This is a genomic window from Bradyrhizobium sp. SUTN9-2, assembly GCF_003122645.1.
Taxonomy (GTDB): domain Bacteria; phylum Pseudomonadota; class Alphaproteobacteria; order Rhizobiales; family Xanthobacteraceae; genus Bradyrhizobium; species Bradyrhizobium yuanmingense.
In genome coordinates this window covers 7576353-7588563 of the sequence record NZ_LAXE01000001.1, presented here as the reverse complement: position 1 = coordinate 7588563, position 12211 = coordinate 7576353, and the positions used below count along the sequence as shown (strand labels likewise).

General features: G+C 66.0%; 11 protein-coding genes. 5 read left to right on the top strand and 6 right to left on the bottom strand.

The window, feature by feature from the left end:
- Positions 1-32 precede the first annotated feature (32 nt).
- Positions 33-1886, top strand: a complete 1854-nt coding sequence (locus XF30_RS35115; protein WP_192893344.1) for a sigma-54-dependent Fis family transcriptional regulator — start codon at positions 33-35, stop codon at positions 1884-1886.
- A gap of 174 nt (positions 1887-2060) precedes the next feature.
- Here the strand turns inward: XF30_RS35115 and XF30_RS35105 are convergent, their stop codons facing one another.
- Both XF30_RS35105 and XF30_RS35100 read right to left on the bottom strand, forming a co-directional pair.
- Positions 2061-2615: a flavin reductase family protein gene (locus tag XF30_RS35105; protein ID WP_109145247.1), complete on the bottom strand. Its 555-nt coding sequence runs from the start codon at positions 2613-2615 to the stop codon at positions 2061-2063.
- Positions 2616-2730: 115 nt separating this feature from the next.
- Entirely contained in the window at positions 2731-3828 is a 1098-nt protein-coding gene (locus XF30_RS35100) for an LLM class flavin-dependent oxidoreductase (protein ID WP_109145246.1), read from the bottom strand.
- Between the two features lie 234 nt (positions 3829-4062).
- On the opposite strand from XF30_RS35100, the gene XF30_RS35095 reads away from it, so the two are divergent.
- From XF30_RS35095 to poxB, 3 genes are all read left to right on the top strand, one after another.
- A complete protein-coding gene (locus XF30_RS35095) occupies positions 4063-4977 on the top strand; it encodes a 2-dehydro-3-deoxygalactonokinase (protein ID WP_109145245.1) in 915 nt (304 codons plus the stop codon).
- Between the two features lie 14 nt (positions 4978-4991).
- Positions 4992-5624: a 2-dehydro-3-deoxy-6-phosphogalactonate aldolase gene (locus XF30_RS35090; RefSeq protein WP_109145244.1), complete on the top strand. Its 633-nt coding sequence runs from the start codon at positions 4992-4994 to the stop codon at positions 5622-5624.
- Between the two features lie 109 nt (positions 5625-5733).
- A complete protein-coding gene (gene poxB / locus XF30_RS35085; RefSeq protein WP_109145971.1) occupies positions 5734-7470 on the top strand; it encodes a ubiquinone-dependent pyruvate dehydrogenase in 1737 nt (578 codons plus the stop codon).
- Positions 7471-7472: 2 nt separating this feature from the next.
- Here poxB and XF30_RS35080 read toward each other — a convergent pair whose 3' ends face one another.
- On the bottom strand, positions 7473-7832 hold the full coding sequence (locus XF30_RS35080; RefSeq protein WP_192893343.1) for a hypothetical protein: 360 nt from the start codon (positions 7830-7832) through the stop codon (positions 7473-7475).
- A gap of 67 nt (positions 7833-7899) precedes the next feature.
- Positions 7900-8808, bottom strand: coding sequence for a PaaI family thioesterase (locus XF30_RS35075; protein WP_109145243.1), 909 nt, complete (start codon positions 8806-8808; stop codon positions 7900-7902).
- Positions 8809-8944: 136 nt separating this feature from the next.
- Here XF30_RS35075 and XF30_RS38765 point away from each other — a divergent pair, with 136 nt between their 5' ends.
- Positions 8945-9265 (top strand): hypothetical protein, encoded by a 321-nt coding sequence (locus XF30_RS38765; RefSeq protein ID WP_036009675.1) that lies wholly within the window; start codon positions 8945-8947, stop codon positions 9263-9265.
- Between the two features lie 236 nt (positions 9266-9501).
- On the opposite strand, the gene XF30_RS35065 is transcribed toward XF30_RS38765, so the two are convergent.
- Both XF30_RS35065 and atzD read right to left on the bottom strand, forming a co-directional pair.
- Positions 9502-10971, bottom strand: coding sequence for an amidase (locus tag XF30_RS35065; RefSeq protein WP_192893342.1), 1470 nt, complete (start codon positions 10969-10971; stop codon positions 9502-9504).
- A gap of 116 nt (positions 10972-11087) precedes the next feature.
- Positions 11088-12197, bottom strand: coding sequence for a cyanuric acid amidohydrolase (gene atzD, locus XF30_RS35060; protein WP_109145241.1), 1110 nt, complete (start codon positions 12195-12197; stop codon positions 11088-11090).
- Between the last annotated feature and the right edge of the window lie 14 nt (positions 12198-12211).

The window sequence follows — 12211 nt, the reverse complement described above, 5'->3', positions numbered from 1 at the left end:
TTGCACAATAATACAGGGTGGAGACGTCCGCGATGGCCAGCCTCTCGGCCTCGAACCATGTCGCCCGTGTCTTGTCCGTCGCCAATCATGTGGCCGACGTCGATGCCTCCTCGCGGATTGCGAGTTCCTGGCGGCGCTGCCTCGTCAACCACAAGCTCGATCCCGCCCGCCAGGGCCCACCCCAGACGCTCACCGAAGCCGAAATCCGCCATGTCGCCGAGCCGATGGAGGAGACGATCCGGCTCGTCACGCCCGAGCTCGACGATCTCGCCCGTGTGCTGCGCGACGCCGGCTACTGCGTCAATCTCGCCGATGTCAACGCGACCATGCTGTTCAGCCGTCTGCCGGGCGAAGCCGATGCAAGGATGTTTCTGGATTGGAAGATCTACACCGGCTCGAACTTCGCCGAGGCTTGCGAGGGCACCAATGGGCTCGGCACCGCGCTGGCCGAGCAGAAGCCGATCCTGGTGCATCGCGACGAGCATTTTCGGGCGCAATGGCACATGTTCTCCTGCGCGGTGGCGCCGCTGTTCGATCCGGTCGGCCGGCTCGCCGGCGCCGTCAACATCACCTCCTGCCGTGAGGATCTGGAGCGCGCCGCGCATCAGCTTGCACTTGCGGTGACGATGGAGGCGACGCGGCGGATGGAGGGTGCGATCTTCCGCGGGCATTTCCGCAATGCCTGGATCGCCACCGTGCCCAGTGACGGCGGCAGCGGCCTCGTCGCCTATGATGACGACCGCCGCATCGTCGGTGCCTGCCGCTCGGCGCGTGCGCTGCTCGGCCTCACCGACGGCATGATCGCCTCCGGCATCGACCTGTCGCGCTACCTCAAGTTCGACCATCACGCTGCGCGTGGCAGCGGCGAGATCGTCGAGCTGCGCCATGGCGACGGCCGTCCGTTGGGGCAGGGGCATGTTGCTCCGCCCCTGCGTGCGAGATCGCATGCGCCGCGCCGCGATGCGCCCGTCGATCGCTTCGACGCCTTGCATCGGCTTGCCGGCCGCGACCCCGGCCTGATCCGGAGCGTCAAGCGGCTCCGAAGCATCGGCGACCACAACCTGCCGGTGCTGCTGCATGGCGAGACCGGCGTCGGCAAGGACGTGTTCGCGCGGGCCATTCACGGTGCGAGCAACCGTGCGCGCAACAATTATGTCGCGCTCAATTGCGCGGCGATGCCGGAAAGCCTGATCGACGCCGAGCTGTTCGGCTACGAGGCGGGCGCCTTCACCGGCGCGCGGCGCGAGGGCTCGAAGGGCCTGATCGTGCAGGCCGACGGCGGCACGCTGTTCCTCGACGAGATCGGCGACATGCCGATCGGCTTGCAGACGCGCCTGTTGCGCGTTCTGGAAAACCGCGAGGTCTGGCCGCTCGGCGCGCTAAAGCCCGTCACCGTCGATATTCGCCTGATCAGCGCCACGCATCGCGATCTCGGCCGCATGGCGGAAGCGGGGGCCTTCCGCGCCGACCTCTATTTTCGCCTGCGCGGCATCGAAGTGCGCCTGCCCGCCTTGCGCGAGCGCGCCGACCGCGACGACATCATCCGCCAGATCGCGCGCGAGGAGGCGCCGAGCTGCCGGCTCTCGGAGGAGGCATGGTCGCAGCTCGCGGCCTACCCGTTTCCCGGCAACATGCGCCAGCTCCGCCACGTGCTGCGGCTCGCCGGCTGCACGGCGGAAGATGGCGTCATCACCGATGCCGATCTCGATCTGCCGCCGTTTGGCGGACGGACGGAGCCTGATCTCGAAGCAGCCGAGCGTGCGACGATTGTCGCGGCGCTACGTAAGCATGATGGCCGCGTGACGGAAGCCGCGCGCGCACTGAAGCTCAGCCGCGCGACGCTCTATCGCAAGATCAAGCAGCTGAAGATCGAGACGACGCAGTAGCTCTTTCTTGCCCTCTCCCCTTGTGGGAGAGGGTGGCTCGCCGCGCCGCGGCGAGACGGGTGAGGGGTCTCTCTCCGCGTATGACTCTGGTGAGTTTGCAGAGAGATACCCCTCATCCGGCGCTTCGCGCCACCTTCTCCCACAAGGGGAGAAGGAAGAAAGCGAGCACTCGTCCTACGAAAAATCCGTCCAGCTCAGATGTCGTGCGTCGAGATCGCCGATCGTCACGTTCTCGCGGAGTTCTCGTGGCGTGTGGAAATTGCTGCGCAAGTACACCAGCGGCGTGACGGCAGCGGAATGCGAGGCGCTGCGGACCTCGCCGACGAAGATCGAATGCGTCGTTGTCTCGAACTCCTGCGCCAGCACGCAGTCGAACGCGGCCACCGCGTCCGCCAGCACCGGTGCGCCGGTCACGCCACGCGTCCATTGCCCGAAGGCGAAGCGATCGTCGCCGTCGACGCCCTTCTGGCCGCTGAAGGTGAGGGCGAGCAGCGCGTGATCCTCATGCAAGAAGTTGATGGCGAAAGCACCTTCCTCCCGGATGCGGGCATGGGCGCTGGCGTTGCGGTTGACGCAGACGATCAGCGAGGGCGGCTTGTCCGACAACGAGCAGGCCGAGGTCACCGTCAGCCCCGTGCGCCTGCCGTGCTCGGCGCCCACCGTGACCAGCGCTACCGCACCGGCACATTGGCGCATCGCCTGCTTGAAGTCCTTCGCGTCCACCATCACGCGGAAATCTCCCAGAATAGAAGCGGGTGCGGCACGATCGCGCCGCACCCGGCGCCAAGAGTCTAGCATGATCTCTTCGGAAAACCGCTATGCACTTTTCCGGATCATGCTTGCGTCAAGCCGCCTTCTTCGCGGAGCCGAGATGCCCAAGGCGCGGCATCACCTCGTTCTTCAGCAGCGAGAGCGAGTGGTGCCAGGCCTCGGCCTTGTGCTTGTAGTCGAAGCCGAACACGAGCAGCACGCCGAAGCCGCCGACCTCGTCGTAGATCTTCTCGATCTTCTCGGCGACCGTCGCGGGCGAGCCGACGATCCAGTTCCGCTTGGCGCAATATTCGACCGTGACGTTGCTGTCTGGCACATCGGGCGCGTGCTTCAGATAATCCTTGAAGCCGAAATGCCCGAGCAACGGCAGGAAGTACTCGCTCATCATCCGGCCCATCATGTCGCCGGTCGAGAGCTTCCAGGCCTCTTCGTCGGTGTCGGCGACGAATACCTCGCGCACCAGGCGCCAGTCCTGGCGGTTCGGCTTGCGGCCGGTCTTCGCGGCCCCGATCTCGACCGAGTCCCAATGGCTCGAGACATAGGCCGGGTTGAGGTTGAGGCTCATCGGGATGAAGCCGCGCTCGCCGGCGAGCTTGAGCGTGTCCGAGTTCTTGGACAGACCGGCAACGCCAATCGGCGGATGCGGCGCCTGCAGCGGCTTGATATGGGGCTTGAGGAAATCGAACATCGTGTCCGGCTTGGTTACCGTCCAGTACTTGCCCTTGTGGGTGAAGGGCGCCGGCTCGGTCCACAGCTTCAGGATGATCTCCAGCGCCTCGCGCGTCATGTCGCGGTTCTGCCCGCTCATGCCATCGACGTTGAACATCGCCCAGTCGCTCGGCAGCCCGCTCGCCGCCACGCCGAAATTGAGCCGGCCTTCGGAGAGATGGTCGAGCATGGCGACGCGGTTGGCGAGTTCGGCCGGGTGATGATAGGGCAGCAGGAAGCCGCCCGGCCCGATGCGCAGCTTCTTGGTCTGCATCAAGGCCTGCGCGATCAGGAGGTCCGGCGTGGGATTGGGTTCCCAGGGCGCGGTGTGGTGCTCGCCGACCCAGGCCTCCTGATAGCCGAGCTCGTCGAGCCAGCGCATGACCTGCAAGTCCCAGTCGTTGCCTTCCTTGAGGCCGCACTCCGGCGGATGCGAAGGCATCGTGAAATAGCCGATCTCCATGGGTTTCCTCATCTGATGTTGACGCGTCTTGTCGCGCGTTGACGGAGTTGAGTGATGAACCTTGTCGAGTGATGAACCTTGAGCAAGCGGTGTGCCAGCGCGGCGGAGCCTCAAAATTAAGAGAAAGGGCTGGTTTGCCCGCGCAATAGCCGATATCTCGACGGGAGCCTGCAGGACATCGTCTCATGTGTCGCGAGACGGCGTCTTGGCCATGAGACGAGGACGAGACCTGACATGACCGAACCCGCCTATGTCGCGGTGGATTGGGGCACCAGCAGCTTCCGGCTCTGGCTGGTCGATCGCGCCGGTCAGGTGCTGGCCGAGCGCCGCAGCGGTGAGGGCATGCTGGCGGCGGCTAGGACCGGTTTTCCCGCCGTGCTGCAAGCGCATCTGGCCGTAGTCGAAGCGCCCGCGCATCTGCCGGTTCTGGTCTGCGGCATGGCCGGTGCCAAGACCGGCTGGGTCGAGGCCGGCTACGTCGACACGCCGGCAAAGCTCTCAGCCGTCCTGAAACAGGCCGTGCGCGTGCCGGGCGAGGCGCGCGACATTCGCATCCTGCCGGGCATCGCCCAGCGCGATGCCAAGGCACCGGACGTCATGCGCGGCGAGGAGACGCAATTGCTCGGCGCGCTCGGCCTCGATGCCGCGGCCGAGGCGCTGGTCTGCATGCCCGGCACGCATTCGAAATGGGTGCGGGTGAAAGACGGCACGGTCGAGCGCTTCTCCACCTTCATGACCGGCGAGCTGTTCAGCGCCGTCTCGCGCGAGACGATCCTGTCGCTCGCGGTCGCCGGCGCTGATGACGCCGAAGATTTCGCGAGCTTCAAGGCAGCCGTAAAGGCCGCATTCGATGCTCCGGCCTTCGCCGCCAACCTGCTGTTCACTGCACGGTCGCGACAGCTCTTGTTCGGCGGCACGCCGGCAGCGGCACGTGAGACGCTGTCGGGCACGTTGATCGGTGTGGAGCTCGCGGCAGGGCTCTCCGGCGCCGTGCCGCAAGCGGGCGTCCAGCTGATTGCCGCGGGGCGGCTTGCGGTGCTGTATCGGCTGGCATTCGAGGCGCTCTCGGTAACAGCAAATCCGGTCGATGCGGATGAAGCCGTCCGCCGCGGCCTGTCGATGGCGGCAGCCGCGATCTGGACGAAGTAGAAGGACTGCGAGAGATGAGCGTTCCCTTTCCGCCGATGCAGCGGCCGCTGGTCGCAATCCTGCGCGGTATCAAGCCTGAGGAGACCGAAGCGATCGTCGGCATCTTGGTCGAGGCCGGCATGACCGCGATCGAGATCCCCCTCAATTCACCCGATCCATTCCGCTCGATCGCGCTTGCCGCGAAGCAGGCGCCACCAGGCGTGTTGATCGGCGCCGGCACGGTGCTGACGACGGCAGATGTCGATCGTCTCAACGATGTCGGCGGCAGGCTGATGGTCTCGCCCAATGTCGACACCGAAGTGCTGGCGCGCGCGCATCAGCATCGCATGGTGACCATGCCCGGCGTGTTCTCGCCGACCGAGGCGCTGCTGGCGGTGCGCGCGGGCGCGTCGAGCCTGAAATTCTTTCCGGCGAGCGTGCTCGGCGCTGCCGGCATCGCCGCGATCCGTGCCGTGCTGCCGGCAGGCGTGATGATCGCCGCCGTCGGCGGCGTCTCCGACCAGAATTTTGCCGAGTACATCAAGGGCGGGGTGACCGCCTTCGGGCTCGGCTCCAGCCTCTACAAGCCAGGCATGACGGCAACAGATGTCGCAGCCCGCGCAGAGGTGACAATTGCCGCTTACGATCGGGCAATTGAGAAAGATTGAGCCGACAATAAACTAGCCGTAATCCTGACTTGGTCTATTCTGCCATATGGTGGCGCGATGCCGACATGCGCGCATCGTGTTATGCGACTGGCTGAATCAGGAGACCGACATGGCGATCAACAACGTGGCCGATCTGTTCGTGGCAACGCTCGAACAGGCCGGGGTCAAGCGCATCTACGGCATCGTCGGCGACAGCCTGAACGCGCTCACCGAGGCGCTGCGCCGCCGCGGCACGATCGAATGGATCCATGTCCGCCACGAAGAGGTCGCGGCCTTCGCAGCGGCCGGCGAAGCCGAGATGACCGGGAGGCTCGCGGTCTGCGCCGGCTCCTGCGGCCCCGGCAATCTGCATCTGATCAACGGCTTGTTCGACGCGCATCGCAGCCGCGTTCCCGTGCTGGCGATCGCGGCGCAGATTCCGACCGCCGAGATCGGCGGCGGCTATTTCCAGGAGACGCATCCGCAAAACCTGTTCCGTGAATGCAGCCATTACTGCGAGCTGGTGTCGGACCCGAGCCAGCTGCCTTACGTGCTGGAGAACGCAATTCGCGCGGCGGTGGGCTTGCGCGGCGTCGCCGTCGTCGCGATGCCCGGCGATGTCGCGTTCCGGAGTCCTCCGAAGCGCGCGCTGTCGACGACGCGCGGTCTTGCATTGGCTCCGCCGAAGGTCGTGCCGCAGGCGGATGAGCTGAAGGCGCTCGCCGATCTTCTCAACGGCACTGAGCGCATCACGCTGTTCTGCGGCCGCGGCTGCGCCGGCGCACATGCGCCTTTGATGCAGCTCGCCGAAGCGCTGAAGAGCCCGATCGTGCATGCGCTCGGCGGCAAAGAGCATGTCGAATACGACAACCCCTACGACGTCGGCATGACCGGCTTCATCGGCTTCTCCTCCGGCTACGCCGCGATGCATGCCTGCGACGCGCTGGTGATGCTCGGCACTGACTTCCCCTACAAGCAGTTCTTCCCTGATGATGCGAAGATCGCGCAGATCGACATCCGCCCGGAAAATCTGGGGCGGCGCTGCAGGATCGATCTCGGCCTCGTCGGCGACGTCAAGCTCACCATCGAGGCCCTGCTGCCGCTGCTCAAGACGAAGACGCAGCGCAAGCATCTCGACGAAGCCGTCGCGCACTACAAGAGAGCCCGCGAGGGCCTCGATTCGCTTGCCAAGGGCACGCCGGGCAGCAAGCCCATTCACCCGCAATATCTCGCCAAGGTCATCAGCGACCATGCCTCCGACGATGCCGTCTTCACTGCCGATGTCGGCACGCCGACGGTGTGGGCGGCGCGCTATCTCGACATGAACGGCCGCCGCCGGCTGATCGGCTCCTTCGTGCACGGCTCGATGGCCAATGCCATGCCGCAAGCGATCGGCGCGCAGGCTGCACAGCCCGGGCGCCAGGTCATCTCGCTCTCCGGCGACGGCGGCTTCACCATGCTGATGGGCGACCTGATCACGCTGACGCAAGAGAAGCTGCCGGTGAAGGTGGTCGTCTTCAACAACGGCGTGCTCGGCTTCGTCGCGCTGGAGATGAAGGCGGCGGGCTTCGTCGACACTAATGTCGACCTGGAGAACCCGGACTTCGCCGCGATGGCGCGCGCGATGGGTATCTTCGCCAAGCGCGTCGAGGATCCCGGCGAGCTTCCGGGCGCGATGAAAGAGATGCTGGCGCACAATGGGCCGGCGCTGCTCGACGTCGTCACCGCCAAGCAGGAGCTGTCGATGCCGCCGACCATCACGGCCGAGCAGATCAAGGGCTTCAGCCTCTGGGTGCTGCGCGCGGTGATGAACGGCCGCGGCGACGAGGTGCTCGACCTCGCGAAGACGAATCTCTTGCCGCGGTGATATCAGCCGGCGCGGTGGTTCACCTCTCCCCGCCGGGGAGAGGTGAAAGTCTGCCAGTGCAGCACGATCCCGATCAGCAGCGCCGGCAGAAAGCCGAGCGCGATCAGGAAATGCGGCAGCTGCTTCGGCGAGATTAAGGCGATGGCGATATCGGAGATAAGCCACAGCGCTGCGAACATCACCGCAAAATCGGTTCGCGGGCAGCGCAAGTAATAAAACACGGCGGTGATGACGATGGCCGGGGCGATCGCGACGCCGATCATGATCGCGGTCAGCTCCTTCGGCGTTAGCGTGTCGAGCACCATCGACGCCAGCAGCCAGAGTGCGGCGAACATGGCGACGATGTCGAGCGGATGCCGCAATCCAATTTCTCTCGCGAAGGCGCGCAATCGTTGGGGCTGGGACTGCGGCCGTCAAGTCAAAATGCGCTTACTCCTCGTCACTTCCAGGCGTCGGGCGCAGCATGAAGTGACCGAAAGCGGTGGCGATCGGCCTCATAGCATCGTCCTGCCAGGCCCGCGCCTCGAAGGCGACGATACGTCGGCCCTGCTTCACGATCGAGACGTCGGCAAACGTGTCGAGCGCGCGTCCGGAGCGCAAGTAGTTGACGGTGAGGCCGATCGGCTTGGGCGGTGCGGCAGCGCCGAGCTCGCGCGCCACGCCGATGATGGCGGTGGTCTCGAGGAAGGCGCCCGTCATGCCGCCGTGGATCGCGGGCAGGATCGGATTGCCGATGATCTGCGGCGAGAACGGCATCGTCAGCGTGTTGTCATCGTTGACGCGGATGCCGAGCGCGCGCGCGAACGGGCTGCGCGCAAAGGGCCCGTCCGGATCCTCGGGCGCCTCCAGCGTCGGGATGCTGCGCGCATCCATCCGGCGGTCGGCGAGCATGTTGGTGCGGTTGGCACCGATCATGAAGCAGGCGGTCGCGGTCGCGACCGGATCGCCTTCGGACTCCTGATAGGCCGTGGAGCGCACGAAGGCGATCGAGCGCGTGGTGCGGTAGCAGACCGAATGCGCCTTGATGTCGAGACCGGGCGTCGCCGGCTTCTGGTAGTCGATGCGCAGATCGAGGGTTGCGATCGCGCGGGTGCCGTCGAGCGCAAGTTGCACCGCCATGCCGCAGCTCTCGTCCAGCATCGCGGTGACGACGCCGCCATGCAGCACGCCGGTCGCGGTGTCGCCGACGAAGACCGGCCGATAGGGCAGGCTGGACCACGCCTCGCCAGGTGCGAAGCGATCGAGCTGGAGCCCGCTGATATGGCCGTAATCGGAGCGGCGGCCCTTGACGGCCTCGGCGAGTTCCTCGAAGGCAAGCGTGGTCGGCGTGGTGCTCATGGGGACCTTCTAGACCAGTGCCGGGCCTCGCGCAAAACCCCGAATGAGCCCTGCATGGGGCGGTTTGGTCTCGACAGGGCGCGTCGAAGCGCCGATGGTGGGCGCTTCGTTCGTCGATGAACTGCAAGGAGCGCCCATGGCCGACCCCGAAACGCCCTCGACCGCCCAGGGGCCCGTCACCATTTCCACCTCCAGCGCCGAGCGGGCGCCGATCATCTATTTCGACGGCGCATCCTGCTTCGGCCACCACAACGGCGCGATCCAGATCGAGCTCGCCGCAAACCTGTTGATGCCGGTCGGCGCCGCCGTCAGGGTCGACGTGGTCCAGACCGCGCATCTGCGTTGCAGTGTCGCCGCAGCACTGGCACTGCGCGAAGCCCTCGAAAAGGCGCTCGCGATGTATCAGCAGGGTCAGAAGCAGCCGGTGGCGGAGGAGATACCGGCGGTGAAGAACTGAGGCTGTTGCGATCGCGTATCGATGCGATCGCACACTTGCTAAAGCGAGATCCATGCCACGGGCTCGCTGCAACCTCTCCCGCTTGCGGGAGAGGTTGCGCCGAAGGCGCGGGTGAGGGCTTTCTCCTCTAGGGGATTGTCCCATCGCGGAAACACCCTCTCCCCAGCCCTCTCCCGCAAGCGGGAGAGGGAGTGCACCTCCGCCGTAGCGATCGAACTGATCTCATCACGCTCTAGTTAGCCTACATGCACCTTCGGTTTCTTGCCGCCGTTCCACTTGCCGTCGAGCGCGCGCTCGATCTGGGCGGCGAGCTGCAGCAGGAGGCCGTCATTGGCCTGCTTGGCGATCGCCTGGATGCCGAGCGGCAGGCCGTGGTCTTGCGATGCCATCGGCATCGAGATCGCCGGCATGCCGCAGAGATTGGCGAGCGGCGTGAAGGCGAAGAAGCGCCAGAGATTCTCGAACCAGTCGCGCACATCAGGATTGTCCGAGATGGTGAGATATTCCCTGGTGCCGACCTTCGGCGTCGGCAGCGCCGTGATCTGCGTCAGGATCACGTCCCATTGCTCGAAGAAGCTGCCGAAGCCGCGCGAGGTCGTGTTGAACACGGCCTGCATCTTCGCCCGCTCGGCAAAGCTGGTGTGGCGCCCGGCTTCCCAGATGCGGATGTTCATCGGCTCGATCAGATCCTCCGGCGGCTTTTCCAGCCCACGCGCAGCGAGCATGTTGGAGATCACCACCGCGAAGTTCGAGATGTAGCAGGTGGTCTGCGCCTCGAAGGCGACCGGGAGGTCGATCTCCGGCAGCGCATAGTCGACGTGATGGCCGAGGCCTTCGAGGAAGCGTCCGGCCTTCTCCAGCTCGGCAGCGAGCTCGGGCGTCGCGGTGTAATTGCCCCATGTGTGCGACAGCGCGATGCGAAGCTTGCCGGGATCGCGCTTGATCATCTCGCAATAAGGCTGCGCCGTGGTCCAGAACGGCATGAACTCGCCGGGCGCAGGCCCGCGCGCATGATCGACGAAGGCGGCAGTGTCGCGCACCGAGCGCGACTGGCAGCCCTGGATCGAGACGAGGCCGGTCAGGTCCGACATGTGCGGCGCGAGCGAGAACACGCCGCGCGAGACCTTCAGGCCGATATTGCCGTTGACGCCGGCGGGAATGCGGATCGAGCCGCCGCCGTCGGTCGCATGCGCGATCGGCACCACGCCCGCGGCCACCATCGCCGCGCTGCCTGCCGATGAGCCGCAGGTGGTGTAGTCCGTATTCCAGGGATTGCGCGTGACGTAGACGGCAGGATTGTCGGCCGACGAGCACACGCCGAATTCTGGCGTCGTGGTGCGACCGATCAGGTTGAGCCCCGCCTGACGGAATTTGCCGGTGAGGAACGTATCGGCGCTCGCGCGATTGCCGCGCATCAGCAGCGATCCCATCTCCTGCAGCCGGCCCTTCATGGTCGGTCCGAGGTCCTTCATCAGGAAGGGCAGGCCGGCGAACGGACCTGCGAGATTGGCGCCGTCCTTGGCGGGATCGGCGATCACGTCCTCGAACAGCTCGACCACGCCGGACAGCGCTGGATTGACCTTGGCAACGCCCGCGGCGGCCTGGCGCGCCAGCTCCTTCGCCGTCAGCTCGCCCTTGCGAACGCGCCCCGCCAGCGCGACGCCATCGTGCTGTGCCCATTCATTCCAGCTCATCGGCAAAGTCATGAAGTCAAATCCCCTTAAGGCCGCGGCGTCACCTTTTTCGCAACGGCCCGCGTGAATCAACCGAGGCGCCACGAGGGGCAGGGTTGCGCCCGGCGGAGAGGTCGGGCTGCCGGCTATCAATCCGACAGTCGTGCGATCGCTGCAACCGGGCCGCCGCCGGCCGGCCCCTGATGCTCGGCGCCGCCGGACACGTAGATTGCGCCGGTGCCGGCAAGGCCCGCGATCAGGCCGCCGACCGCTGCGCGGGCGTGGCGTGTCGCGCTGATGTCGGTGTCTTCAAGCATGGTGTGGCGGAAGCCGCGCACTGTGCCGTTAGGCGAGGCCTCCGCCTTGGCGAAGATGTTGACGAGCGTGCGGCCCGCGGTGGTTTGCGGCGCAGTGCCAAGCCCGACGCTGTTCAACGCCGATACCACCGCCGCGGCGTCGATGGCATCCTCCATCACGGCATGGCCGATCTCGAACTCACTCGCTGAAGATGCCGAGTTGCCGAGCACGATGACGACGTTATGCATCAGCTCGATCCCCGACGAGGTCGAGGCCACCTTGGAGAACAGATCATAGCGCCGCAGCACGTCCTCGTCGCCGACGTCGGAACTGATCTCGCCGAGCGCGACCGCAACGCCCAGCGCGGACGCACCGCGCGAATAGGCCATCGAGCTGTAAGCGCTTGTCGTTGCCGTTGTGGTGCCGCGGGCGTTTGCCGCCGCAACGCGCTCGCTGGTCAGCAGCGGGCACTTGATCTGCACGAAATGAACGTCCGCGGGATCGTTGATGCCGGCATCGGCCATGGCGGTTCGCACGGCCTTCGCTGTCTCGGCGATCTGCGCGGCGCGGCCGAGCTCCTCGGGCAAGAAGTCCCGCGTGTGCGCCATGCCGATGCTGAGGCGCTTGCCGGAAAGGCCTGCCGGGCGCTCGGCCTCGCTCCGTGTGAACACCGTAAGATGCGGACTGAGCACGCCCTCGGTGCCGCCGGACATCACGAAGGCGATACGCTGCTCGACTGCCTCCGCCGACAGGCCAAGCTTGGGTGCCAGCGCCGTACATAGCGCGGCCACCGCGTATTCCCGGGTAAAATCGTTGACGCCGCCATTGCCCTCGGTCTTGCCGAGAACGGCGAGGATCGAGGTGGGATCGATCGCGCCTGAGCCGATCAAGTCCATCAGGCCGGAGACGTCGCCGGGTCCTGCGGTGGCGATCCTGAAGACGCCGACCGATGTGGTACGCATGATTGGTCCTCGTG

What these genes read in the sequence shown, in the direction of transcription:
- XF30_RS35115 (WP_192893344.1), top strand. Translation starts at nt 33, where the DNA reads ATGGCCAGCCTCTCGGCCTCGAACCATGTCGCCCGTGTCTTGTCCGTC.
- XF30_RS35100 (WP_109145246.1), bottom strand. Translation starts at nt 3,828, where the DNA reads ATGGAGATCGGCTATTTCACGATGCCTTCGCATCCGCCGGAGTGCGGC.
- XF30_RS35095 (WP_109145245.1), top strand. Translation starts at nt 4,063, where the DNA reads ATGACCGAACCCGCCTATGTCGCGGTGGATTGGGGCACCAGCAGCTTC.
- XF30_RS35090 (WP_109145244.1), top strand. Translation starts at nt 4,992, where the DNA reads ATGAGCGTTCCCTTTCCGCCGATGCAGCGGCCGCTGGTCGCAATCCTG.
- poxB (WP_109145971.1), top strand. Translation starts at nt 5,734, where the DNA reads ATGGCGATCAACAACGTGGCCGATCTGTTCGTGGCAACGCTCGAACAG.
- XF30_RS35075 (WP_109145243.1), bottom strand. Translation starts at nt 8,808, where the DNA reads ATGAGCACCACGCCGACCACGCTTGCCTTCGAGGAACTCGCCGAGGCC.
- XF30_RS38765 (WP_036009675.1), top strand. Translation starts at nt 8,945, where the DNA reads ATGGCCGACCCCGAAACGCCCTCGACCGCCCAGGGGCCCGTCACCATT.
- XF30_RS35065 (WP_192893342.1), bottom strand. Translation starts at nt 10,971, where the DNA reads ATGACTTTGCCGATGAGCTGGAATGAATGGGCACAGCACGATGGCGTC.
- atzD (WP_109145241.1), bottom strand. Translation starts at nt 12,197, where the DNA reads ATGCGTACCACATCGGTCGGCGTCTTCAGGATCGCCACCGCAGGACCC.